The organism is Tsuneonella troitsensis, from assembly GCF_001441535.1.
GTDB classification, from domain to species: Bacteria; Pseudomonadota; Alphaproteobacteria; order Sphingomonadales; family Sphingomonadaceae; genus Tsuneonella; species Tsuneonella troitsensis.
On record NZ_LMAU01000003.1, the window covers coordinates 332,989 to 358,041 of the forward strand.

Genomic DNA, 25,053 nt, shown 5'->3' on the forward strand with positions numbered 1-25,053 from the left:
AGCCGTGTGCGCGGAAGAGGCGTGGCGGCAGTTTCTATATCCGACTCGAGTAGTCCCCGTCCGTTCAACGTGACGAGGGAGTCGCTTGTATGAAGTTTCGGTCCACTGCTCTTAGGGGCCTTGCCGGTTCGGTCTCGGTCGCTGCGCTAATGATTGCGGGTCCTCTGGCCGCGCAGGAACAGGACGCAACCGGCGCGCCCGAGGCGTCCGGTCCGATCGACGAAACCAGCACCGCGACTCAAGTCGACGCAGAGGGCGAGCCGGCAACCGAGGGCGCGATCGTCGTCACCGGTTCGCGCATCCAGCGCACCAGCACATTCACGAGCATCTCTCCGCTGCAGGTTCTCGACACCGAAACTCTCCAAGATACCGGCCAGTTCGATGCCGCTTCGATCCTTCAGCAGACCGAATCGGCTGCCGGCACGCAGATCGACGCGACCTTCCAGGGTTTCGTCCTCAATAACGGTCCCGGTTCGCAGACGCTCGACCTGCGCGGTCTCGGTGCTGACCGCACGCTTCTTCTCGTCAACGGCCGCCGCTTGGCGCCTGCTGGTGTCGAAGGCGCGCCGACCAATCCCTCGATCAACCTCATTCCGTCCTCGCTCGTAGCGCGCTACGACCTGCTGCTCGACGGTGCATCGTCGGTGTACGGTTCGGACGCGGTTGCGGGCGTGGGCAACATCGTGCTCCGCAAGGACCTCGACGGGTTCGAAATCTTCGCGTCGGGCAACCTGAACGAGCAGAGCAATGGTGGTAACGATTACCAGATCAGCGGCTCGTGGGGTAAGCGCGGTAGCAACTGGCAGTTTGGTATCGGCGCGGAATATTCGAAGCGCGACGAAGTCCGGCTCGGCGACCGCGACTTCCTGTCGGGCTGTAATACCAACCTGGAAATCGATCAGGACGGCAACATCCTGACGAATGGGATAAGCGCCGATGCGGTTACCCGTAACCTGAGCAATGGCCGAATCCGCGAGGTTACTACCCCCTGTAAGATCGACGCAGCAGTTCGTCGTATCATTCCCTCGTCCAGTCCCGCAGGCGGTGGCTTGCCGGCTGTGGGCCTGTTCTTCAGCTCGATCTATTACGATCCGACCGTCTATGCCTCGACCGGCCGCGCCGGGAACACAGGCATTCCCTTCTTTACCGATTCGCTCGACGCCTTCGGCCGTCCGGTCGACCGCAACAACGACGGTTTGCTCGACGTCGATTTCTCGCAGGTCACGCGCAACGGAAACGACCTCGACGTGTCGTTCATTTCCCCGCAGGACCTGTACAACGTCATGGCCTATGGCGAGTACGAGTTCGGCGGCGACTGGAACATCACTCCGTTCTTCGAAGTCAACTACAGCCGGGCCGACGTCGAAGCGCGCGGCAACGTGCCGCAGCTCTTCCCGGTGGTTGGCAATCGCAACCCGTTCAATCCGTGTAACCTGAACCAGCCGAACGGCGTGGACTGCGGCCTTGCCCAGAACATCTTCGACGGTCTGACAGGTACCGTGAATGCGCGTCCGCTCGGTCGGTCCTACACGGTGCAGCCGGTGGTCAGCGTCTTCGGAGACCGCAACTTCGTCGTGAGCCGCCAGGAGCAGTACCGCGGCGTATTCGGCATCAAGGGCGACCTGCCCTTCATCAACTTCGGCCCGGGCAACGACTGGACCTTCGAAGTGACTGGGGTGCACTCCTACTCGAAGGGCACGTCTTCGCGGGCGGGCATCCGTAACGACCGCCTCGCACTCGCACTTGGTCTCGATCCGACGGTATCGAACCCGACGGGCCGCGCCACCCCGGTGCAACTCGCTGGCGGCCCTTGCGCCACTACTGGTTATGCCGATCCGACCAACGTTCAGCCCGACCTTCAGGCCGGCTGCGTTCCCGTGAACCTGTTCGCACCGAGCCTTTATGAAAACGTGATCGGCGATTTCGCGACTCAGGCCGAGCGGGACTATCTGTTCGACACCCGCGATTTCGACACGCGCTACAAGCAGACGCTGATCTCGGCATTTCTCCAGGGTAGCGTTTTCAAGCTCCCCGGGGGCGATGCCAAGGCGGTCGTCGGTGTCGAATGGCGCAAGGACTCGCTCCGGTCGCTGCCGGATGAGGTCGCGGCTCAGGGCCTGTTCTTCGGCTTCTTCGCCGACCAGGGCGCGATCGGCAGCAAGGTGATCAAGGAAGCCTTCGGCGAACTCGATCTTCCGCTGGTGTCGGGTGAAACGATGGCAGAGGATCTTCGCCTCAACCTGTCGGGCCGTATCACGAACGACGAGTTCTATGGCACCAACGAAACGTACTCGGCCAAGCTAGGCTGGCGCCCGGTTGAGCCGCTGCTCCTCAAGATCGCGTATGGTACGTCGTTCCGCGCACCGAACCTGCGCGAGAACTTCCTGGCTGGTCAGTCCGGTTTCGGCGGCATCACCGATCCGTGCGCCGTCCCGACGGCAGCATTCAGCGCGCTGGGAGGCGGTTACAATGCCTCGCTCGACACGCGTGAGGCGTTCATCCTCGAGAACTGCCGCCGCGAAGGCCGTGATCCGACCAGAGTGGGCATCGACGGTACGGGTGCGAACACGGTGCAAGTCCCGAGTGTGGAAATCACCTCGGGCGGCAGCTTCGCGCTCGATCCTGAAACGTCGACGTCTTTGACCACGGGATTTGCGTTCCAGCAGCCGCTCGGCCCGGTCGATTTCGCCTTTAACTTCAACTACTACCGCATCAAGGTGAAGGGTGCGATCGCCGAACCGACGGGTCAGTTCATCGTGAACCAGTGCTTCACGCGGGAAGACGACCAGCGCAGCAGCTTCTGCGATTTCATCGATTACGAGTCCGACCCTGCCTCGCGTCTGCTTATCTCTGACGTGTTCGCCGGGTTCGTGAATATCAACTCGGAAATCGTTCGCGGTATCGACCTCAACGCCGACTTTGGCACGACTGTTCCGGTCGGTTCGAAGGACCTGCGCCTCGGGCTGAACCTGCGTGCCAACCACTTGATCCAGCGCGACACGATCTTCCTCGACTCTAACGGAAATCCGACGCTCGACGAGGACGCTGGTGAGTTCGGCTACCCCTCGTGGACTGGCCGCGCGACCTTCACCGCGCGTCTCAATCCGATCACCTTCACCTGGTCGACCCGGATGATTGGGCGGACCGAGCAGCAGGCTGACGGGATCGATCCGTTCAGTGATGCTTTCGGGTTCGGTCCGGACGGTACGCGAACCGGCTTCACGAGCCAGACCTGCCTTGGTGGCGGCTCGCGGACGACGGCCGGCGTGGTGAACGGAATCGTTCCGGGCGACGGCGTGTATTGCCGCGACGTTGGCTTTGCGAAGCGGTACTTCGTTAGCTCGGCATCGCTGCGCTACGACGGTGACTGGTTCGACATCCGCGTCGGCGTTTCCAACGTGTTCGACCGCGATCCGCCGAGGATCGATACCGCACAGGTCTTCGGCGTCGCCAATACGCCGATCGGTAACGGCTACGATCTGAACGGGCGCGAATTCTTCGCTTCCACCTCGATTAAGTTCTGATTTTCAGACCGTTTCGACGAAATGAAGGGGCTCCGGCAGAAATGTCGGAGCCCTTTTTTTATAGAATGCCGCTAAGGGACGATGCTGATCGGGCCGCAAGCACGCCCAATGCGTGTTCAGAGGCGCCTTATGTCCAGGTCAGAAATGACGGAGGGCGCAGCCGGGGCAGCAAGCGCATTCAGTCTGTCGAAGCGAGGGAGCCGAGCGTCTTTCGCAAGGGGGCCAGCCATTGCGAGTAAGGTTTCCACACCTGCATTCCGTCCCTGTTGAGCGGACGCCGCACCTGCTCACTGCTTGGCGTCTGTACGACACGGTCGAGCTTGTGGAACTCCAATACCGCGTCATCCCACCGCAACCCGAGGTATTCTAGCAACGGCACCAGCTGGCTGTGCGGGTCGTCGATGAGGCGCTCATAGCTGACATGCTTGACCAAGCCGCGCGCTACCGCGTCGAAATGACCCATCAGCCGCACGTAATCGACGTAACACTGTCCGATATGCTCGAGCGTAAAGGACGACGCGTGGGCACTAGTGAAGGATTGCGTGAAGTTGGAAAAGCAGCAGTCCATCGCCGGTCGCCGAATGTCGATAAAGTGCGCCTGCGGCAGGATTTTGCGGATGAACAAGACGTTCGACCAGTTCTGCGGAAGCTTATCGATGAAATACGGGGAATCGGTTTTGCGGTGCAGCGAGGTGCGTTAGGCGCACAACTCGGTGATGTTCGCTTTCCCGTGGAATATCGTCTAGATCTCCCTGGGGACGGTTGGCACGTTACTGCGAGCCCAGCTTCCCGCGCTCGAACCCCGTCTCGAGCTTGTAAACCACTACCCCATTGTGGCAACAACAGCCTCGATGAGCGGCGAAATTCGAATGTTCGATCTCAACCCGCTGCTGGATCGCAAAGCCCTGACGGCTGCCTTTAGCAAAACCGGACGGCTCCAGATTCGCGACATCCTCACCGAGGAGTCGGCGGGCAATCTCCACCAGATTGTCAGTCGCGCAACTCCGTGGGGACTGGCATGGCACGCGGGTTCGGATGGACCGCATAATGTCCCCGAGCCTCAATTGCGTGCGTTGTCGCCTGCGGCGCAAGCATCGATCCAGCACAAGCTTGGATCCGCGATGCGTGGGCGCGACTACGCGTTCCTTTACGCACAGTACCCGATGGTCCACGCCTATCTGCAGAAATGGGCCCCAGGCGGACCGCACGACCTGATAGTGGAATTGATCAACGACTTGCCATTGATGGACCTTGTGCGTGAGGTCACGCAAATGGACCAGCTGACCAAGGCCGATGCGCAAGCGACGCTGTATGCTCCTGGCAATTTCCTCGCGATGCACGATGATAGCCACGTCGCCGAGGGCTGGCGCGTCGCCTATGTACTCAACTTGTGCGCGGTGGACTGGCGGCCCGAATGGGGCGGCTACCTCAACTTCTATAACAGCGATGGAGACGTGGTCGAGGGTTTCAAACCGCGGTTCAACGCCCTCAATCTGTTCCGCGTGCCGCAACCGCATGCTGTGAGCTATGTACCGCCGTTCGCCCCGCAGGCGCGCTTTGCGATCACGGGCTGGTTCAGAGATCGATGATCTCCGGGGATGTCGGCCTTGCGGCGGCACAACGCGCGTTGGCGAATGGCGACGCCGACGGCGCCTTCGCGCTGCTCGCGAGCCGCCGCGATCCGCCCGCATTGCATCTACGGGCTCTGGCGCTTCGCCGCGCTGGTCGTCTGGAAGAGGCCGGTCGTGACTTCGAGGCGGCATCCGCCGCTGCGCCGCATGATCCCCAGGTCGCTAATAATTTCGCTAACTTGCTGCGTCAGGTCGGCGAACCGGACAAGGCGCTGCGATATTACGACCGCGCATTGGCGCTATTGCCCGATTACCGCGACGCCGCTTTCAACAAGGCGCTGTTGTTGTCGGAGATGGGCCTGGACGATGCGGCGCTGGTGCTGCTCGAGCGGCTTAGCGCCGCGCAACCTGCCGACAGTCGCGCACATTCGGCCCGCGGCGCGGTCCTTCGCAAGCTAAGTCGCCATCGCGCGGCCGCGTCGGCATTCGATGCGGCACTGGACGCGCAGCCGAGCCTGCGGACAGCGCTGAAGGGCCGGGCCCAGATCGCGCTGGAATGCGGCGAGGAGGATGCGGCCGACCGCTTCAGGCGTGCCCTTTCGGCGGACGCGAACGATCTTGATGTCTTGCATGGCTATGTCGAAGCGCTCGAAGCGGCCGGCCGCGCCGACGGCATCACGTTGCTGGAAAACGCTCTGAAGGACCGTCCGGGGTGGATTGCGGGCCATGTTCTGCTTGCCCGGAGCAAGGCGGAACAAGGAGATCCCGACTGGGCAGGGCTGATGCGCAAGGAAACGGAGCGCAACCCCGCAAACCGGGCGTTGGCCGTGGCGCTCGCGGCAATGCTGGCGGCGGCGGAGCAGTGGGAGGCAGCGCTTGCCGCACTGCCTGTCGGCGACGATCCGGGACTTACCGAACTCCGCGCACATTATCTTTCCGAGGCTGGTGATCCGGCCGCTGCGCTCGCGTTGATCGGCCCGACTTATGACGGGGCGATGACCGCGATCGTGGCGGCACGCGCATACCTTCGATTGAAAGACCCGCTGCTGGCCGCCAGGATACTGGAAGGCGCCGTTGCGCGTGACAGGGGCGCGACCGGAGCATGGGGTCTACTCGAGATCGCTTGGCGACTGACGGGCGACCGGCGCTCGGTTTGGCTTTCGGGACGTGAGGGTCTGGTCGCCGTGCGCGATCTCGGCCTGGACGAAGCGGAGCTGATCGAACTCGGTGCTTTATTGAGAGACCTGCATCGCACCCGTGCGCATCCGATCGGCCAGTCTTTGCGCGGTGGCACCCAGACACGCGGCGCGCTGTTTCTTCGAAGCGAACCCGCGGTGGCGCGGCTGCATCAAGCACTTTCGACGTGTATCGCCGAATACCAGACCGGCCTTCCCGGCGCCGAAGAGGCGCATCCGCTGCTCAGGTATCGGGACACGGCACTCAAGATCGGTGGATCCTGGTCGGTTCGGCTGACGGGCTCGGGTTTCCACGTCAATCACATCCACCCCGAAGGTGTGCTGAGTTCCGCATGCTACATTGCATTGCCGGACTTGAGTGCGACCGATGGTTCGCGCCCCGGCTGGCTCGAATTGGGGCGCCCGCCAGCGGAGCTTGGGCTTGATGTCGAGCCGCTAGCGATGATCGAACCTCGGGTCGGCCATCTGGCACTTTTCCCAAGCTACCTTTTCCATGGCACCCGCCCGTTCGGAAATGGTGAGCGTCTCACGGTGGCATTCGACGTGATTCCGGCATGACCGACGCGCAGGCCGGCTGGAGCGGATTTTGGCAGGGCGAGCCTGCCGCGAGTGCTGGGGCAACGCTGGCGAATCTCTCTCCGGACCTTCGCGATCGCCTAAACGCGCCGTGGGCGTTGTTGGCGGCTGCTTTACCGGCAAAGGCGCGGGTGCTCGATTTGGCGACCGGTGGCGGGATTGTGCTCGATCTTTTGCGTCGCATGCGCACGGATCTGGCGCTGACCGGCGTCGACGCCACACCCAAGCTGCCGTCCCGGCCGGGGATGACTCTTCGGGGCGGTATTTGGCTCGATCGCTTGCCGTTCGACGACGCCTGTTTCGAAGCCGTCACGAGCCGGTTCGGCATCGAATACGGCCCGCTGGGCGGCAGTGCGAGCGAGGCTGCACGAGTGCTGCGGCCCGGTGGAGCGTTGTGCCTGCTTTTGCATCATGCCGGCAGCAAGGTGTTGCTCCACAATCGGGCGCGTCGCGATGCACTCCATTGGGCCGCGAAGGAAAGTGGCTGGGTCACCAAGGCGGTCAATCTGGCGAAGACCCGCAAGGTCGTCGCAATGCCCACACCCCCGACATTCCGCGCGGCGGCTGCTAGTTCAGTGGCGCGGTTCCCCACCCAGCCGGCCGCGTGGGAATTTCTGACCGGTCTGGCCCAGGTGCTCGAGCTGGTCCCCCGCGCGGACGGCGAGGCGGCGGTGCTTCAACTGGTGGCCCGTGCCGAAGGCGAACTGGCGCGACTCGACGCACTGGTTGCGGCTGCGTGCGACACAGACAGGATCGCCGAACTGACCGACGCGCTCACGCGGGGCGGGATTGAACTGGCGCCGGTGCGAACGGTCGACGAAGCAGATGGAACGCCGCTCGCCTGGCTTATAGAAGGGCGCAAGTCGGCATGAGCGTAATTGACGAGGCGGCCCGTCTCAATGCGGTGGGGCGGCGGCGAGAAGCTGTCGCATTGGTCGAGCAGGCTGCCGCGTCAGGTGATGCCGAAGCGCTCTTCGCAATGGCCAACTGGCGTTTGTTCGGACTTTTCGGTTCGCGTGATCTGGCCGCGGCTCACCGCCTGCTCGACCGGGCGGTGGAGCGCGGTTTCGTCGAGGCGGTGCGAACGAAGGCCATGTTGATCGGCAATGGCACCGGTTGCGTCGCCGATCCCGCAAAGGCTGCGCAACTGTTGCAGGCGATCAAGGCCGTCGACCCTTACGCGTCACTGCAATTGAACTTTATGGACGGCATGGCGCCCGATTGCGACTTCGGGGCCGATGGGGCCGAGACGCTATGCGATGCGCCCCTCGTGAAGCGACTCCGGGCGTTCCTGACGTCGGGTGAATGTGCTTACCTCACTGGCCTGGCCGAGCCGCATTTACGGCCGAGCTTCGTGACCAATCCGCAGACGGGCGCGCAAATGCCCCATCCGATCCGGACATCGTCGGGAATGAGCTTTGGACCCACGCAAGAGGACCTCGTGATCCGGCGAATCAACGAGCGGATCGCGCAAGTAAGCGCGACCCTGGTCGACTGCGGCGAGCCGCTGCATATCCTGCGCTACACGCCGGGCCAGGAGTACAAACCGCATACCGACAGCATGCCCGGCGAAGCCAATCAACGGGTATGGACCGTGCTGATCTATCTGAACGACGACTACGAAGGCGGGGAAACATGCTTCCCTAAGGCCGGTGTCGAGGTCTGGGGTGCGGCTGGCGATGCGTTGATCTTCCAGAATGTCACGGCCGACGGGCGACCAGACCCTGCCAGCCTTCACGCTGGCTTGCCGGTCACTGCCGGCGTCAAGTGGCTGGCGACCCGATGGATCCGGGCCAGACCTTATCACCCCTGGATGAACTGAGGCTTGGTAGATCGGCCCGCCCACCTTGGCGCCGCCGCCAGCACAAAAGAAAAGGGCGGCGGACCGAAGTCCGCCGCCCATTCTTTAGCGTCATTCCGAACCGCTTAGAAGCGGAGCTGCACCGAGACGAAGAAGTCGCGGCCGAGCACGTCGTAAACGCCCGGATAAGTGTTGGCCTGTTCCTGGTTGCTGCCGATGATCGGCGGCTGCTTGTCGAAGATATTGTTCACGCCCAGGTTGAGCGTGAAGTTGTCGGCAGCATTGAACCCGACAGTCAGGTCAAAGTAGTCAACCGCTTCGATACGATCCACGATGAAGTCCGTGGCTTCATCATCGTCGGTAACGGCGCCGATGTGCCTCCAGCGGACGCTGGTGGTCACCGGACCGTCAAGCCACGACAAACGGCTCGACCACTTCCACTTCGGGGTGGGGTTGCCGCAGTTCAGGCCAAACCGGCCTGCGCACTCAACCGTGTCGTCCACACCGACCACGGGGACGAAGTCGTTCTCGTCCGAGTAGTTGAGCAGGAAGAAGAAGTTGAGACGCGATTCGTCCTGACCCCACGCGCTGAAGCCCAGCGGCATGTCGTAATCGACCTGGAAGTCGTAACCGCTGGTCGCCAACGACGCCAGGTTGGCGTTGCCCGCCGAGACCACGAACGGAGGACCGGAGATGATGCCCTGCGTATCGCGCGAGACCAGGTTGCAGACCGGGCCTGTGGCGTCTTGGATGACGTTGTAGCACAGGTTGAGGATGCCGTTCACGCCGCCACCGGCAGTCGCGATCGCGTTCTTGATCTCGATATCGTAGTAGTCGAGCGTGATGTTCAAGCGCGGGATGAAGCTCGGACGGAGCACCACACCGGCGGTGAACGTGTCGGCAACTTCTTCCTGCAGGTTCGGATTGCCGCCGAACGCACCCTGAATCTGCGTATTGGGCTGAAGGAACGCCTGGCCGACGCTTCCGCTAGGCACACCGGTCGCTTCGTAGACCGCACGGATTGCGGAATTGGTCGCTGCAGAGGCAAGGGCGCAGGGGTCGGTCGCCGGCGGGAAGCCGATCGACTGGCCACCGAACAGTTCGCTTACGTTCGGTGCGCGCACCGCACGCTGATACTGGCCGCGGAATTCGATATCCCGGATCGGAGCGAAGCGGGCACCGCCGGCGTAGGAATATACGCCGCCAACCGCATCGAGCGAGTAGTCGGAATAGCGCCCGGCGCCGTTCAGTTCCAACCGATGGATGAAGCCATCCTCGATCAGCGGAACGAGGATTTCGCCGAACACTTCCTTCGCGTCGTACCGGCCTTCGGTAGACTGGCCGGCGTTGAAGCCGACGACATCGCCCGACTGCAGTGCGGTGTCAGGAATGAACTGACCGCCCATGCTGCGCCATTCCACGCCCGCCGCGAATGCGACCGGCGAACTTGCGCTGCCGAACTGGAACAGCGGACCCGAGATCGACGCCTGCGCGACCTGAAGTTCCGAGATGTCGGTGTTCTGCGCGAGGATCGAGACGCCGCTGATGCAGGCCTCGCTGTACTGGTTCTCGCCGAAGGGGTTACAGGTCCCGTTGGCCGCAAGGCGCGTAAAGGCAGAACGCGAGACGTTGCCTTCCTGAATCTGCGAATTCCGGGTGCGCGAGTACATGTAGTACGCTTCGTAGGTCAGACTATCGGTAATGTCGCCCTTGAGCCCTGCGAGCACGCGGAACGCATTGCGGTCGTCGCTCGCGTTGCGATTGGCAATCTGAACGAAGCGCGAATTGACCTGCAGGCGGACATTGCCCGGCGCCAGTGCACCGAACTGCCCCGTCCCCGCGGTGAACGCCGGGAACGCGCTGTTGCCACCGGTGCTGGCGGCCTGCGCCGCCTGCTGGCGGCCCGCGATCGTTGTGATCTGCGTACAGTCGGAAGCCGAAAGCCGACCGCAAAGCTGCGCCACGTTGAAGTCGACGTTCTGGGTGAGCGGGGTCGCCGCCAGCTCGTTCTCGACGCGGTTGTTGATGAAGTTGACTTCGGCAAACGCCGTCACGCTGTCGGCGATTTCGTATTCACCAAAGCCACCGAGGGTCCAGCGTTCCTGCGGAACCATCAGGAAGTTGGCCGGCGCGTAGTTATACGAATCGGTCGCACCAGAGTAGGGACGGCTGGTGCCGGGCGTGAAGAAGAACGCGCCGCCACCGACATAATTGGTGCCCGCAGCAACCGTCGCTGTCGGGGCTGCGGCCGAACCGACTGCCACGATACGACCTTGCGGCACGCCGGCTGATCCACCGGGTACCAGGCCAGTCGCGCCATCGGACAGCGCGAAGCGCGAGAAGTCGCGGTCGCCTTGGCCGATCGAGCCGCGCTTGGCATACTCGGCGAAAACCGAGATGTTACCGCGGTTGTCGGCGAAATCGCTGCCCATCGCAACATATGCGTTGTAGCGACGTCCGTCGCCATCTCCGGTGATGTTGTACTGAGCGCCGGCAATGATCCCGTCGAGATCATCGCGCATGCGGAAGTTGATTACGCCCGCGAGTGCGTCCGAACCGTATACGGCCGAGGCACCGCCGGTGACCACGTCCACGCTTCCGATCAGGAAGGCGGGGATCGTGTTGATGTCGACGACCTGGCTGGTATCGAAGAAGATGTAACGGCGGCCGTTGACCAGAACCAGGTTACGCTGCGAGCCGAGGCCGCGCAGGTTGAGCGTGGCGACGCCGCCGCCCGGGTTGTTCGAGAACGAGGTAGCGCCCGGCACGACCTGCGGCAGGGTGTTGATCACCTGTTCGACGTTGACCGAACCCGAGAGCGTGAACTCTTCGTCGCCGACGACGGCGACGGGGCTGCTCGAGGTGAGGTCACGGCGCGTAATGCGCGAACCGGTGACGACGATCGCGCCATCAGCTTCGACGTCCTGCGTCTCGGCGCTGACAGGCGGGTTGGAATCGGTGTCTTGGGCGTAGGCGGGCGCGGCAATGCCGGCGCAGCCCAAAAGCAGCGTCGATGTGAGCAGACGCTGACGCAGTGTGGTCTTCATTATGTAAGCCCCTTTATTTGAGACGGCGAACCGTCTGAACTTGTTTCGAGCAACCAGTCTTCAAGGCCTATGATGACCCGACCGCGCATCTTTCGATGACGGATGACCGACGGTCGCACGCTTATGTCAGACATTTCGGCAACGCAATTCCGCTCGCCGGGCGCGTAGCGAGTCTTGGCCGATTGTGGCAGAATTGACACATTAGCCCGGGGCAGTGATTGCCGCGGCCACAGGTATGCAACCGGGTAGTTGGCGGTCGCAAATCCGGCGGGCTTGCCAAGCCTAGAGCGCCGCCGTTATAGCTGCCGTTCATCATCCCGGAACCCAGAAATGCGCCCGATCGCACTCGCCGCCTTCTGCTTTTTTGTTGCCGCCAGTGCCTCGGCGCAGCAACCCGAGAACGATCCATCGCCGCGTCCGGAGACTTTGACCCGCATGCTGGGTTGCCGCACCGTGCAACCTCAGGCTGAGCGGTTGGCCTGCTACGACCGGGAGGTCGCCGCTTTCGAGGCGGCGGAAGCGGCGCGAGATGTCGTCGTTTACGATCGCGAGCAACTGCGCCGTACCCGTCGCTCCTTGTTCGGCATACCCCTGCCAAGCCTCAACATCTTTGGAGGCGGGGATGACAAAAGCGAAAGCGAGGACGTCAGTCAGATCGAGACGACCATCAGCAGCTTAAGGCAGGATTCCGAGGGCCGTTATACCTTCACGCTCGAAGACGGCGCGCGATGGCAGCAAATCGACACCCGCATGTTCAGCGCGAGGCCGCGTGCCGGGCAGACCATCCGCATCCGTCGCGCCGCGATGGGATCGTACCTGGCAAATGTCGGCACTCAAGTCGCCGTTCGCGTACGCCGCGTGCTACCCGCAGACTAGGCTCTAACCGATAGCACGGACGATGGCCCGCTCGGCTTCGGTCAGCAGCGGATTCCAGGCATCGATGATCAGGATCGCACGCGGCCGGTCGCTTTCGTTCCACGCCTCGTGCTCAATCGTATCGTCGAAGGCCCAAGCCTCGCCAATCCGCCATTCGCGGGTTTCCGAGCCGACGCGGAATCCGCAGCCTTCAGGCACGATCAACGGTAAATGGACCGTCGTGCGCACGTTGCTTGTTCCAGTATGCGGCGGAATGCGTGTGTGGGGGTGGAGTATTGAAAACATGCTCGTCGGAGCCTTGCCCGGGATGTCGAGCAGGGGCAATTTGTCGAGCACCGCTGCGGTAATCGGGCAGCGCGCGCAGTTCCGTTCCTGTCGCTTGCCATCCTTGTGGAAGAACCACGCGTTCCAGCGCTGCGAATGGTTCAACTCCGCCCATTGATTGACCGGCTGGGTGGGATCGAAGGCAACATAGGGCGCAAAGCCCTGGTCGCCATCATTCCATAGCGAAAGCAGTTCGCGTGCGATTTCCGCGGTCGCGGCTTCCAGATCGCCGAACCATGAAAACAACTCGCGGTCGAAAAATTCAAACGCGGGCAGATAGGGAAAGTGGCCGCCCGTCGGTTGCGGCTGGTAGACCTGGCGCACGCCCGCCCGATGGTCCGCATAACCTTGTGCACGCGAGAAATCCGCGTCCGCATAAAGTGCCCGAACTTCAGCGAGCGGTCCCGCCATAGCCGCCGCTCGCTGAAGACTCTCGGTGCGGACAAGCTCGCGTCCGTGATCTAGAGCGGCACGGATCGCCTCGGGCAGATCGTCTGTGCCGGGCCTGGCGCTCAGGATCGCCCGATAGATCTGGGCGCTTTCACCAATCCGTCCCAACCGCTCAAGTGCTTGCGCTTTGCGTAGAAGAGCCGGCAGCAGATATGCATCGATGGCGAGCGCGCGATCGAGGCTGGCAAGTTCGGCATCTGCGAGGCCCACCTGACGCTGGGATTCGGCGAGATTCAGCCAGATCGATGGGGCTGTCGGATCTGCCGCTGCCGCTCGCTCGAATAGTCCCATGGCTTCGGACGCGTCGCCGCAACCAAGCGCGATCAGACCCAGAGAATTCAACGCAACAGGGTGATTAGGCTGAGCGCCGATCACCTCGTTGAGAAGCGTTCTCGCTTCGTCGGTGCGACCTGCCCGCCGCGCGCACGCTGCGCGTTCTATCAGCTCAGCCGCCTTCATCGAGTGTACGCACGTAACGCAAGGCACCGCAGCGCGGCGCCTTCGTCGAAAGGTTCAAAATTCTGATGCCACACAAATGCCCCCATCGATCCCCATCAACGGATACTTACCCTTCAAGCAGCATGCCATGAAGTCCCGTGCCGACCATCAGGAATTAAATCGGCTCATCCCGGCTCACAAGTTGCCGTCTCGTTTAGCTTGACCTGCACGAAAGTTCTCATAGGCCGGTAGCAAATCGATACGGAGTCCACCATGCCTACTGCCTATATCGTCGATGCCGTCCGCACAGCAGGGGGGCGCCGTGGCGGACGCCTGGCCGGGGTTCATCCGGTCGATCTTGCGGCGCTGACACTCGACGCGCTCGTCGCGCGCACGGGGATCGATCCGGCGCGGGTCGACGACGTGGTGATGGGCTGTGTGACCCAGGCGGGCGAGCAGTCGATGCAGGTCGGGCGCATGGCCGTGCTCGCGTCCAAGCTGCTGCCCCAGTCCTGTCCGGCGGTGACGATCGATCGCCAGTGCGGATCGAGCCAGCAGGCGATCCAGTTCGCCGCGCAGGCCGTGATGAGCGGTACCCAGGATGCGGTCATCGCTGCCGGTGTCGAGAGCATGACCCGCGTGCCGATGGGGACCAACCTGACGTTCCACATGAAAGAGGGGATGGGCCACTACAAGTCACCGGGACTGGAGGAGAAGTTCCCCGGGGTCATGTGGTCGCAGTTTTCCGGGGCCGAGATGATCGCCGACAAGTGGGGCATGACCAAGGACGAGATCGACCGGTTCGCGTTTGAAAGTCATCGCAAAGCGATCGCGGCGACCCAGGCCGGCGCTTTTGCGCGCGAAATCGTGCCGGTCACCGTCGAAACCCCCGACGGGCCTGTCGAGCACGCTGTGGACGAAGGCATTCGTTTCGACGCGACGCTGGAAGGGATTGCCGGGGTCAGGCTGCTCAAGGAGGGCGGCAAGATCACCGCGGCCAGTTCCAGTCAGATCTGCGACGGCGCCAGCGCGGCGCTGATCGTATCGGAGACGGCGCTGAAGGAACTCGGCCTCATCCCGCGTGCCCGCATCCACACGCTGACGGTCACCGCGGGCGACCCAGTGATCATGCTCGAGGAACCGCTGTTCGCTACCGACAAGGCGCTCGCCCGGGCTGGCCTCTCGATCGGGGACATCGACCTCTATGAGGTCAACGAGGCGTTCGCGCCGGTGCCGATGGCGTGGCTGAAGCACACCGGCGCCGATCCCGAACGGCTCAACGTCAACGGCGGCGCGATCGCACTCGGCCATCCGCTCGGAGCAAGCGGCACGAAGCTGATGGCGACCTTGCTCAACGCACTTCACGCGCGCGGAGGGAAATACGGCTTGCAGACGATGTGCGAGGGCGGGGGCGTCGCCAACGTCACCATCATTGAAGCCGTCTGAGATATTCGATTAGTCAAAGAAAGGGGCGCCCGAACGGGCGCCCCTTCCTTTTTGTCCTAAGACCGGATTCAGAAGCCCGGAATGCGGTCGAAGTTGATCCGCGCACCGGCGTAAATGTAACGTCCACGGAAGCTTGACGGATAGCCGAGCTGGCCAAGGTCCGGCAGGCGATCGAAGATGTTGTTCACGCCCGTGTAGAAACGGAAGCGCTCGTCATCGGTCGTCCAGCCGAGCTGGACGTCATGCTCCCACTTCTCGCGGAAGAAGATGAACTTCGGATCCACCAGGTCGGGGTTCGCCTCGATCTGCTCGGTGGTGTAGCGGCGCGTCTTGCTGAAGTAATTCACGCCATAATTCACCGAGAAGTTGTCCTTCTGCCATGTCAGGTCGAGCGTGCCGTTCCACTTTGGCGCGTTGGCCTCGGTCCGGTCGTTGTCGAGCTCCGCACCCGGCGTCGGGATGAATTCCAGCCGGTCGAGGTAGCCGCCTGCAAGGCGCAGGTTGAAGTTCCCGAGCGTCTGGCTGGGCGCGAAGGTGTAATTGACCGTGAAGTCCGCACCAGCCGTACGGAACTGCGCCACGTTCGCGGGACCGACAAGGAAGTCGTTGACGAACCCGGTCGTGCTGTCGCGACCGATGTTGGCACAGAACTGGTTGTCGAGCGTCGGCTGATCGACGCAAAGGTCGACCAGGTCCTGTGCCGCAGCGGTGCTGATCGCGTTCTCCAGCTTGATGTCGTACCAGTCGGCAGTGATCGTCAGGCGAGGGATGAAGCGCGGACGCAGCACAACGCCGGCTGTCCAGGTGGTGGCCGTTTCCTCTTCGAGATTGGGATTGCCACCCGAACGACCCGGAAGGCTGACGGTCGCCCGCGGATCGCTTGTCGGGCTGAACGTCGCCGGATTCACGCCGAGGGCGGTCAGCAATGCCGTGCAGTTGGCCTGGCGGAACTGCGTACCTTCAGGAATGTTCGTGGGATCGCACGGATCGTCGATGAAGGCGAAGGTCCCGTTCTGCGGGCTGAAAAGCTCGGTGATATTCGGCGCGCGGACCGCTTCCGAATAGGTTGCGCGGAAACGGATGTCCGGGATCGGGCCCCAGGTGCCGTCGGCCTTCCAAGTCGTTGTCTTGCCGACGGTCGAATAATCCGAAAGCCGGATTGCTGCGCCGAACTGGAGGATGTCGGCGAACGGAGCGTTGCGGAAGAGCGGTACGTTGAGTTCCGCAAAGCCTTCCTTGACGTCGAATTCGCCCTGCTCGTCCTGGATCTGCGCGAGGTCGGCCAGAGCCCCGATCCGCTGCAGCGGATCGGAGACGTAGGTCGACTTTTCCTTGCGGTATTCGGCGCCGAGAGCAAACCCGATCGGGCCACCCGGCAGTTCGAACAGCGCGCCGAAGTCACCCGAGATCGAGCCGCTGACGACGTGCTGCTGGAGCTTGACCGAGTTCTGAAGATCGGCGTTGATCCAGTCGAGAGCGGCCTGGCTGGCGACGCCTTCACCTAGGATATTCAGCGGAACGCAGCCGCTGTTCGCACCGGGCGTAAAGGTCAGCGGCGAAGTCGCTGCGCCGATCAGGAACGCATTCGGATCGTTGTCCGGAGCATTGGGGTCCAAGTTCGAACGGCAAACGATGTTGCCGTTGGCGATACCGGTCCGGTAAAGCCCCTCGTCCACGGCATCGAGGGCGGCGAAGTAGCGGTCCGCAATGCGGTAGTTGGTCGCAAGGAAATCGGTCTTCGTCTGTCCATAGACGTACGAAACCTCGTAACGGGCGTTCGGGCTGATTTCGCCGTCGAACCCGGCCACGCCACGATAGGTGTCACGTTCGGCGTATTCGCCGCGCGTTCCCAGGTCGAAGTTGTCGCGGCTGACGAGTACACCGGCAGGCAAGCCGAAATCGTCGAGACCACCCGGGCCGAAGACGATCGAGTTGCGGATCGGGGCGGGAATGAAGGGATTGTCCGCCTGGATCGTGGTAAAGAAGTCGAACGAGGGCTGGGCGAACGAGAAGTTCTTCGTCTTGACGTACTTGCCTTCGACGAAGAAGCGAAACGCAGGCGAGAATTCGAAGCTGCCCAGAACGTTGACGTTGTGCTTCTCGGTCCGCGGCGAAAGATCACCCTGGTAACCGGCGAGCGGGGTGCTGTCCCCGCCGATCGCGAGCCCGCCCGATTGCGGCAGAACCTGGCCGCGATCGTACGGCAGGCCATTGCCCTGGAAGTCCGGAACGAAGTCGATGTTCGCATCGACTGCGCCGTTGGTGGAGCTGTCCGCGTAGCGAAGGTTGCAGGTCTCGACGCGATCGAAGACAGTGGGGCTGTCCGGAAAGTCGAGCGGATTGCGGATAAGCGAGCAGAATTCGTTCACCCGGCCCGTCGAACGCGCAAATCCGGGGACGCGCGCTTCGCGGTTGTATTCGTAATTAACCGCAAGGTTGCCGCGATCATCCGCGAAGTTGGTGCCCGCTGTCGCCGAGGCATAGATGTTGCCCGCGTCGCCGCGGCTCGAGATGCCTGACTGGAAGCGCGCATCGAATCCTTCGAAGTCGCGCTTGAGAACGAAGTTCACCACGCCGGATACACCATCGGCACCGTAGACGGCCGAAACGCCGCCGGTGAGCACGTCGATGCGCTCGACCAATGCGTTCGGAATGGTGTTGATGTCGACAGCGGCCGAGCCCGAAATGCCTGCGATATGACGACGACCGTTAACGAGAACGAGCGTGCGGTCGGTGCCGAGATTACGCAGGTTCAGAAGGTTGATGCCGACGCCGCCGAACAATGCCGTCGACCCGCCGGCGTCCGATGTCGTGCTCGAGGCGATAAGCGCCGGGTTCTGAACGAGCAGGTCCGTGAGGTTGGTGAGGCCTGACTGCTGGATTGTCTGGGCATCGATCGATGTGACCGGGTTGGGCGAGTCGGCTTCCGGGCGCGCAATGCGCGAGCCGGTGACGACAATGGCCGACCCTTCGGCGACTTCCTCGCCCGTGGCATCGACCGCGGTGCCGTCCTGGTCGGAAATGATTTCCTGAGCGTTGGCTTGCACCGACGACCCGATCAGGGCCAGCGAGACCGCGCTCGAGGAAACTAAGAATTTGACGACTTTTTGCGTGTTCACGGGCGGTCCCTTTTGCGATGGTCGGGCATTGGGCGCACACAGCGCGGTACCCGGACTGGATTTGAACCGTCAGCACTTCGCTGTGTACCCCAGAGCCGCAATCGCACACTCGAATTAGCGGGACTTTTTCCCACTATATGTTGCGAAAACAACACGCTGATTCGATGAAGTGCTCGATTTCATCGACGAATGGCGGAACCAATCTACCCTAGGTGCCAGTGGACCGCTTGTGATCGCGTTGTAAAAAGCAACTTTGCCTGCTTAAGCCGCGCACGCGCGTCAGGCGCCCATCCGAATCAACGAGAGGATCGAAGAACATGAAGATCGACAGCAGCATCGCCGCAGTGGTTACCGGCGGTGCCTCCGGCCTCGGCGCGGCAACCGCGCGGGCTCTTGCCGCGAAGGGCGCCAAGGTCGCGATCTTCGACCTGCAGGAAGAAAAGGGCAAAGCGGTTGCCGAGGAGATCGGCGGCGTGTTCTGCGAGGTCAACGTGACCAGCGACGAGAGCGTCGACGCAGGCTTCGCCAAGGCGCGCGAGGCGCACGGGCAGGAGCGGATCCTGATCAACTGCGCCGGTACCGGCAACGCGATCAAAACCGCCAGCCGTTCCAAGGAAGACGGTAGCATCAAGCACTTCCCGCTGGAAGCGTTCAACTGGATCATCCAGATCAACCTCGTCGGTACCTTCCGCTGCATCGCCAAGTCGGCGGCAGGGATGCTGACGCTCGATCCGCTGGAGGACGGCGAGCGCGGCGCGATCGTCAACACCGCTTCGGTCGCGGCCGAAGACGGTCAGATCGGCCAGGCTGCTTATTCGGCGTCGAAGGGCGGGGTGGTCGGCATGACGCTCCCCATCGCGCGCGACCTCATGAGCGAGGGAATCCGGGTGAACACGATCCTGCCGGGTATCTTCAACACTCCGCTGATGAACGCCGCCCCGCCGGCGGTGAAGGACGCCCTGGCCGCCAGCGTGCCGTTTCCCAAGCGCCTCGGCTATGCCGAGGAATACGCGATGCTCGCCATGTGCATGGTCGAGAACGGGTATTTCAACGGCGAGGACGTTCGTCTCGACGGTGCGATCCGGATGGCGCCACGTTGATGGACTTTCCTCCCGGGTGCGGGCCGCGCTAGGCTCGTGCCGATGACGATCCATGGCGCCCTCCAGTCCGCTTTTCGAAGCGGATCGGAGGGCGCCTTTTCTTTTCGCCCAGGACACTGTGACAGTGTGACACGCGTGGGAACTTTGCGGACATGAGCTACACCCAGATCAGGTACGACGTTGAAGGCTCGGTTGCATTGCTGACGCTGCACCGGCCTGAGAAGATGAACGCCTTCACCCACACGATGATGGCCGAGATCATCGACGCGATGGACAAAGCGGACGGCGACGACCGGGTGCGGGCCGTGATCTTCACCGGCAGCGGCGAGCGGGCATTCTGTGCGGGGGCCGACCTGACGCCCGAGGGCGGGGGTCAGGTCTTCTCCGATCCCAACCTGGTCGAGGACCTCTCGGACGAACGCGTGCGCGATGGCGGCGGACGGCTGACGCTCCGACTGTTCCAGTCGAAGAAGCCATTGATCTCCGCCTGCAACGGCGTGGCGGTCGGCGTCGGCGCGACAATGCAGTTGCCGATGGACATGCGCTTGGCCGCCGAAGACGCGCGGTTCGGCTTTGTCTTCGCGCGCCGCGGGATCGTACCCGAGGCGGCATCGAGCTGGTTCCTTCCCCGTCTCGTAGGAATGCCCACCGCGCTGGAATGGTGCATGACCGGTCGCCTGGTCGATGCGCAGGAGGCCCTTGCAAGGGGACTTGTCCGCTCGCTCCATCCGCAGGGCGAGTTGCTCGAGGCGGCATTCGCGCTCGCACGCGAGATTGCGGAAAACACATCGGCCGTTTCGGTCGCTATGACCCGCGCGATGTTGTGGCGCCTGTCGGCCCTCGAGCATCCCATGCTGGCGCATCGGATCGATAGCCGCGCGATCTACCGCCTCAGCCGCAGCGCCGACGCGCGAGAGGGGATTTCTAGCTTCCTGGAGAAGCGCCCGCCCCTCTACCCCGACACCGTGACCGGCCAGATGCCGGATTTCTATCCGTGGTGGGATGAGCCCGCTTATCGGTGAGAGCCGGAATTGCCATTCAGTCCGGTCGCCGTTGCGCCTTGCCAAGCCAAGAGGTTTCTCTAGAAACTTGTCGGCGATGACCGATCCCGCGACCAGCACCCGCCTCGCCGATTTCCTGCCCTACCTGCTGTCGGTAACCTCGAATGCGGTGTCGAGCAGGGTGGCCGAAGTCTATCGCGCGCGGTTCGGCCTGCGGATCGCCGAGTGGCGAGTGATGGCGGTGCTGGGCGATGCCGGTGCGCTGACACAGCGGGATCTTACCGCTGCGACCCTGATGGACAAGGTTGCGGTCAACCGCGCGTGCAAGGAACTGGAGGACCGCGGCCTCGCCGCGCGCACCGCCAACGAACGCGACGGACGCTCGCATCACCTGGAACTTACAGCCGACGGCCGCGCGATGTACGGCCGGATCATGCCGCTGGCGGTCGAAATGGAGCGCCAACTCTTCGATGCGTTCTCGCCGGAAGAGCGGCAGACCTTTCGCCGGCTGCTGGAGCGTTTGCGCGCAGCAGCCGGCGATCTCGATCCCGATCAAACCTAGTTCTTGTTGCCCGGCGTCCCGCCGGCGAAGGCGTCGGCGATCGAGCAGGCTGCCGGGCCCAGAATGACGATGAAGAGCACCGGGAGGATGAACAGGATCAACGGCACGGTCATGATCGCGGGAAGCCGTGCGGCCTTTTCCTCGGCGCGCATCATGCGCTCGTTGCGGAACTCAGCCGACAGCACGCGAAGTGCGCTCGCCAGCGGGGTGCCGTAGCGTTCAGTCTGGACCATCGTGGTGACGACGCCCTTCACGCTGTCGAGATTGACGCGGTACGCGAGGTTGTCGAACGCCATCTTGCGCTCGGTTAGGAACGACAGCTCGATCGCGGTCAATGCGAACTCGTCGCCCAGTTCGGGGTAGGCACGCCCAAGCTCCTTGGCGACGCGGTTGAACGCCGCGTCGACTGTCAAGCCAGCTTCGGCACAGATGACGAGCAGATCGAGCGCGTCGGGAAGGCCCTTGCGAACGAGATCGGTGCGCTTGGTCGCCTTGTTCTTGAGGAAGATTTCGGGCGCCTTGTATCCGAGCCCGACCGCTGCAGTCAGGCCGAACATCTTCTTCATGCTGCCCCATTCAGGCATGACATTGAGCACGTACAGCATGACGAACACGATCACGCCGAACACGATCGGCAAGATCATGCGCGCGCCGATCACGTAGACGGCCAGCTCCTTGTTGCGGTAGCCGGCCCAGGCCAGCTTCTGCTGAACAGCCTCGATCTGGCTCTGCTGGAGCACTTTCATGCTCGCTAGGGTTTCCTTGACCCGGTCGGTCTGGTCGGAGCGCCTGACCAGGCTCGTGCGCTTACGGGCGTTGGCCTTGACGATGCCGGCCTTGAGTTCGTCACGCCGCGCACTGAGCGCCTTGACGCGCTTAGCCATAGGATCCTTGACGGTGACCGCGGCGTAGACTGCGAGCATGACTGCGAACGCGGCGACGGCGGCAAGCATTGTGCCGACGACGATGACGTCGAAGCCGAGGAGCGTGGGTCCGGGGGCGTTGCTGATCATGGCTGTCGTGCTGTCCCGTTAGATTTCGAAGCTGACCATCTTGGCCATGATGAACACGCCGATCCCCATCCACACCATGCCGCCGAGGCCGGCGACAATCAGGCGATCGTCCGAGAAAAATCCCGCCAGATAGTCCGGGTTGATCCACCAGATCAGGAAGAACACGATGAACGGCAGCGAACCCACGATGTAGGCCGAAGCCTTCGATTCCGAGCTCATCGCCTTGATCTTGAGCTTCATCTGGCTGCGCTTGCGCAACACGTCGGCAAGGTTCGACAGCGTCTCCGCGAGGTTGCCGCCCGTTTCGCGCTGGATCGCGAGGGTGATGCAGAAGAAGCTGAATTCGGCGATCCCCAGCCGGTCTGCGGTTACCTGGAGCGAATCCTCCATGGTCCGGCCGACACGGATGCGATCGACGATAGCCTTGAACTCGATTCCGACAGGCCCCTCGACTTCGGTCGCGACGACCGAAAGGGTCTCGGTGACCGGAAGGCCCGAACGCAGGCCGCGGACGAGCAACTCGATCGCGTCGGGGAACTTGGCGTTGAACTGGTTGGTCCGCCGCTTGATGAAGAAGTTCACCACCATGTGCGGGATGCCGGCGCCGGCGAACAAGCCGACTGCCAGGCTCAGCATCGGGGCTCCCGTGCGGAGGAACAGGAGGACCATCACGAATACCGCTATGCCGACCGAGGCGTAGAGATACTGGCTTAGCGTCCAGCCCTTGCCGGTTCGGTCGAGCCGACCGGCGAGGGCATTGAGGCGCGATCCGGAACCCGCGACCTTGAATGTCTTCGGCTTGCGGGCGGCGATCGCCTTCTTGAGCTGCGATTCGACCTTTGTGTCGGTGCTTTCCGAGTGCCGATAGCGCACCGCCTGAAGACGACGGTTGGCTTCCTTCACGGTCGACGGACCGGACAGAGCCGAATAGCCAAGAGCCATCACGGCAAGCAGCCCGCCGGCAAATAGCAGTAGCTGAAGAATGCTCATTGGACCGGTCCGTCCTCTCTAAGTGTCGGTCGCTGTCCGGCGGCGGGACTTATCCCGCCACCGGTTCAGTGCCTCAGGCGTCCACTTTGGCGGACGGCTTATCCTTCTTGGCAAGCAGCGACTTGAAATCGAAACCGCCGAGCAGCGACTTCTTCGCCGGTTCGTCACCCGCGGATTCTTCGTCGGAGGTGCCGATGACGCGATCTGCAAGCTGACGGATCGCTCCGCTCGCCTTGGTGCCACGGTTGGCTTCGGCAAACGTCTGACCAAGCTTTGCGGCGTTGGCCGCAGCCTTCACATCGTACGGTATCGTGAAGTCGATCTTGCGTTCGATCGACGCCTCGAAATCGGCCTTGCTGATCTCGGCGACCCCGGGCTGGACCTTGTTGGCGACGATCAGCGGCTGCGCATGGCCGGCATTGGTCTTGAGCCAGCTCAGGATGCGGATCGTGTCGCGTGCACTCGCCAGCGTCATCTCGGTGGCAAGGATCACGACGTTGACGTCCGCGAGCAGGTGCGGGAAATTGATCAGCATGTTCCGCGGGAGGTCGATCACCGTCATCTCGAAAGCGTGACGGAATTCCTCCTCGAGCTGAACGAAGGCGCTGCCGTCGGTCATCAGGGGAGAATTGATCGGTGCCTCGGCCGACAGGATCGCCAGGTTGTCGTTCGCCCGGATCATCGCGCGTTCGATGAACAGTCCGTCGATACGGCTCGGATTGTCGATCGCGTCGGTCAGGCCGCGGCCTGGTTCGAGATCAAGCGCAAGCGCTCCGGTGCCGAAATGCACGTCGAGATCGAGCAGCGCTGTCGGCAGCTTGTGGTCGGACGAGAACATCCAAGCCAGCGAAGTCGCCAGCGTCGAAGCGCCGACGCCGCCGCGTGTCCCGACCACTGCGGTCGAGATATGGCGCTTGACCGCGTCGGGATCGTTCGATTTCGGCGCGGAGAACACCGCCTGGGCCTGAGTCAGAGCGTCGCGCAACTGGCTGGCAGACAAAGGCTTCAGCAGGTAGTCGTGGATGCCGCTCGCGATGAGGTCGCGATAGAGACGCACATCGTTCACCTGGCCGATCGCGACCACTACCGTGCCGGGTTCGCAAACCTCGGCCAGGGCGTTGATGTCGTTGAGCGGATCGCCGCTTTCCGACAGGTCGACCATCAGGATGTTCGGACTCGCGGCGACCGAGAGTGACTGCACTGCGTTGCGCAGTCCGCCCTTTGCGCACTTTTCAGGCTGCCAGCCCATTTCGATGACGACCGGGCGCAACGTGTCGAGCGCGGCCTCGTCGCAGATGAAGGCGGCGAAAGGATCGCGGCCACCGGGGCCTGGTTTCCAGGGAGCATTCATGGTCTTAGTTCCCTCCGCTTCCGCCAGACGTACCCGCGGCCTTTAGTGCGCCGGAGCCGGTCGGTTCCTTCTCGCGATACGTCGTGATCGCCTTGGTCGAGCTCATGATGACGGTTTCGCCGGTACCGGCCTGGCCCTTCAGGAGATCTTCCGGGTTGGCGACCATGGCCGCCATGTTGCTGTTGATCGCGCAGCCGTATCCCGGCGCGGTGGCGTTTGCGTAATTCGTATCCGTCTTGCGGTCCCAGTTGGGGCAGTTCGGGACCGAGGCCGTCGAACGCGTGATCACCACGCGGGCGGTGCCGGGCTGAACCTGACCTTCAGTAACCGGAGCGCCGTCGGCCAGAAGGATACCGTGGCGGGCCGCGATGGCGGCGACTGCCGCCTTCGTAGCGCCGCTGGCGACTGGGTCGTCGATCGAGACCCGATCACCGTAGCGCAGGCTCATCGCATCGAACCAGCCGGCAACCCGCTGTTGCTCGGGGATCGACAGGCCATCGTAGTTGCTGGCCACGTCGAGCGTATAGGTCGTCCGCGCGACCACCGGCTGGCGGACGCTGTTGAGGCTGGCGTTATCCCAGGCCGGACCTGTACACGCGGCAGCCGAGAGGCCGAGGGTGAGGGCGAGTGCGCCCGCAATATGGCGTTTGATGGTCATCACTCTCACC

18 protein-coding genes are annotated in these 25,053 nt (G+C 62.9%); 10 read left to right on the forward strand and 8 right to left on the reverse strand.

From position 1 onward, the window contains the following. Positions 1-89: 89 nt before the first annotated feature. The gene (locus AR323_RS08325; RefSeq protein WP_057883492.1) at positions 90-3,524 is read left to right on the forward strand and encodes a TonB-dependent receptor domain-containing protein; all 3,435 of its coding nucleotides are present in this window, start codon (positions 90-92) and stop codon (positions 3,522-3,524) included. A 178-nt stretch (positions 3,525-3,702) separates the two neighbouring features. On the opposite strand, the gene AR323_RS08330 is transcribed toward AR323_RS08325, so the two are convergent. Next, positions 3,703-4,212, reverse strand: coding sequence for a sulfotransferase family protein (locus tag AR323_RS08330; RefSeq protein ID WP_083495309.1), 510 nt, complete (start codon positions 4,210-4,212; stop codon positions 3,703-3,705). Between the two features lie 181 nt (positions 4,213-4,393). On the opposite strand from AR323_RS08330, the gene AR323_RS08335 reads away from it, so the two are divergent. The 4 genes from AR323_RS08335 to AR323_RS08350 are packed head-to-tail and all read left to right on the forward strand — an operon-like array spanning position 4,394 to position 8,689. Then, a complete protein-coding gene (locus tag AR323_RS08335; protein ID WP_235510505.1) occupies positions 4,394-5,113 on the forward strand; it encodes a 2OG-Fe(II) oxygenase in 720 nt (239 codons plus the stop codon). Then, positions 5,110-6,849 carry a putative 2OG-Fe(II) oxygenase gene (locus AR323_RS08340; protein ID WP_057883495.1) on the forward strand — a complete coding sequence of 580 codons (1,740 nt, stop codon included), beginning with the start codon at positions 5,110-5,112 and terminating at the stop codon, positions 6,847-6,849. Before AR323_RS08335 ends, AR323_RS08340 begins: the two co-directional genes overlap by 4 nt. Further along, entirely contained in the window at positions 6,846-7,739 is an 894-nt protein-coding gene (locus tag AR323_RS08345) for a class I SAM-dependent methyltransferase (RefSeq protein ID WP_057883496.1), read from the forward strand. The genes AR323_RS08340 and AR323_RS08345 overlap by 4 nt, the downstream gene beginning before the upstream one ends. A 59-nt stretch (positions 7,740-7,798) precedes the next feature. Further along, positions 7,799-8,689 (forward strand): 2OG-Fe(II) oxygenase, encoded by an 891-nt coding sequence (locus AR323_RS08350; RefSeq protein ID WP_057883497.1) that lies wholly within the window; start codon positions 7,799-7,801, stop codon positions 8,687-8,689. A gap of 104 nt (positions 8,690-8,793) precedes the next feature. On the opposite strand, the gene AR323_RS08355 is transcribed toward AR323_RS08350, so the two are convergent. Continuing rightward, positions 8,794-11,715: a TonB-dependent receptor domain-containing protein gene (locus AR323_RS08355; protein ID WP_057883498.1), complete on the reverse strand. Its 2,922-nt coding sequence runs from the start codon at positions 11,713-11,715 to the stop codon at positions 8,794-8,796. Positions 11,716-12,045: 330 nt separating this feature from the next. Between AR323_RS08355 and AR323_RS08360 the strand changes: the two genes are divergently transcribed. Then, complete coding sequence (locus AR323_RS08360) at positions 12,046-12,591, forward strand: hypothetical protein (RefSeq protein WP_057883499.1); 546 nt, start codon at positions 12,046-12,048, stop codon at positions 12,589-12,591. Positions 12,592-12,594: 3 nt separating this feature from the next. On the opposite strand, the gene AR323_RS08365 is transcribed toward AR323_RS08360, so the two are convergent. Continuing rightward, positions 12,595-13,824: an aspartyl/asparaginyl beta-hydroxylase domain-containing protein gene (locus tag AR323_RS08365; RefSeq protein WP_057883500.1), complete on the reverse strand. Its 1,230-nt coding sequence runs from the start codon at positions 13,822-13,824 to the stop codon at positions 12,595-12,597. A 252-nt stretch (positions 13,825-14,076) separates the two neighbouring features. On the opposite strand from AR323_RS08365, the gene AR323_RS08370 reads away from it, so the two are divergent. After that, complete coding sequence (locus AR323_RS08370) at positions 14,077-15,249, forward strand: acetyl-CoA C-acetyltransferase (protein ID WP_057883501.1); 1,173 nt, start codon at positions 14,077-14,079, stop codon at positions 15,247-15,249. 68 nt (positions 15,250-15,317) lie between these two features. Here AR323_RS08370 and AR323_RS08375 read toward each other — a convergent pair whose 3' ends face one another. Then, positions 15,318-18,368, reverse strand: coding sequence for a TonB-dependent receptor domain-containing protein (locus AR323_RS08375; RefSeq protein WP_057883502.1), 3,051 nt, complete (start codon positions 18,366-18,368; stop codon positions 15,318-15,320). A gap of 317 nt (positions 18,369-18,685) precedes the next feature. Here AR323_RS08375 and AR323_RS08380 point away from each other — a divergent pair, with 317 nt between their 5' ends. The 3 genes from AR323_RS08380 to AR323_RS08390 all read left to right on the forward strand — a co-directional run bounded on the left by AR323_RS08380 (position 18,686) and on the right by AR323_RS08390 (position 21,031). Continuing rightward, on the forward strand, positions 18,686-19,468 hold the full coding sequence (locus AR323_RS08380; RefSeq protein WP_057883503.1) for an SDR family NAD(P)-dependent oxidoreductase: 783 nt from the start codon (positions 18,686-18,688) through the stop codon (positions 19,466-19,468). 152 nt (positions 19,469-19,620) lie between these two features. Then, positions 19,621-20,490 carry a crotonase/enoyl-CoA hydratase family protein gene (locus AR323_RS08385; RefSeq protein ID WP_057883504.1) on the forward strand — a complete coding sequence of 290 codons (870 nt, stop codon included), beginning with the start codon at positions 19,621-19,623 and terminating at the stop codon, positions 20,488-20,490. Between the two features lie 76 nt (positions 20,491-20,566). Then, on the forward strand, positions 20,567-21,031 hold the full coding sequence (locus tag AR323_RS08390) for a MarR family winged helix-turn-helix transcriptional regulator (RefSeq protein WP_057883505.1): 465 nt from the start codon (positions 20,567-20,569) through the stop codon (positions 21,029-21,031). On the opposite strand, the gene AR323_RS08395 is transcribed toward AR323_RS08390, so the two are convergent. The 4 genes from AR323_RS08395 to AR323_RS08410 all read right to left on the reverse strand — a co-directional run bounded on the left by AR323_RS08395 (position 21,028) and on the right by AR323_RS08410 (position 25,043). Further along, positions 21,028-22,044: a type II secretion system F family protein gene (locus AR323_RS08395; RefSeq protein ID WP_057883506.1), complete on the reverse strand. Its 1,017-nt coding sequence runs from the start codon at positions 22,042-22,044 to the stop codon at positions 21,028-21,030. The two genes, AR323_RS08390 and AR323_RS08395, sit on opposite strands and share 4 nt — an antisense overlap. An 18-nt stretch (positions 22,045-22,062) precedes the next feature. Further along, positions 22,063-23,034, reverse strand: a complete 972-nt coding sequence (locus tag AR323_RS08400) for a type II secretion system F family protein (RefSeq protein WP_057883507.1) — start codon at positions 23,032-23,034, stop codon at positions 22,063-22,065. Between the two features lie 73 nt (positions 23,035-23,107). After that, entirely contained in the window at positions 23,108-24,385 is a 1,278-nt protein-coding gene (locus AR323_RS08405) for a pilus assembly protein CpaE (RefSeq protein WP_057883508.1), read from the reverse strand. A gap of 4 nt (positions 24,386-24,389) precedes the next feature. After that, positions 24,390-25,043: a CpaD family pilus assembly protein gene (locus AR323_RS08410; RefSeq protein WP_057883509.1), complete on the reverse strand. Its 654-nt coding sequence runs from the start codon at positions 25,041-25,043 to the stop codon at positions 24,390-24,392. Between the last annotated feature and the right edge of the window lie 10 nt (positions 25,044-25,053).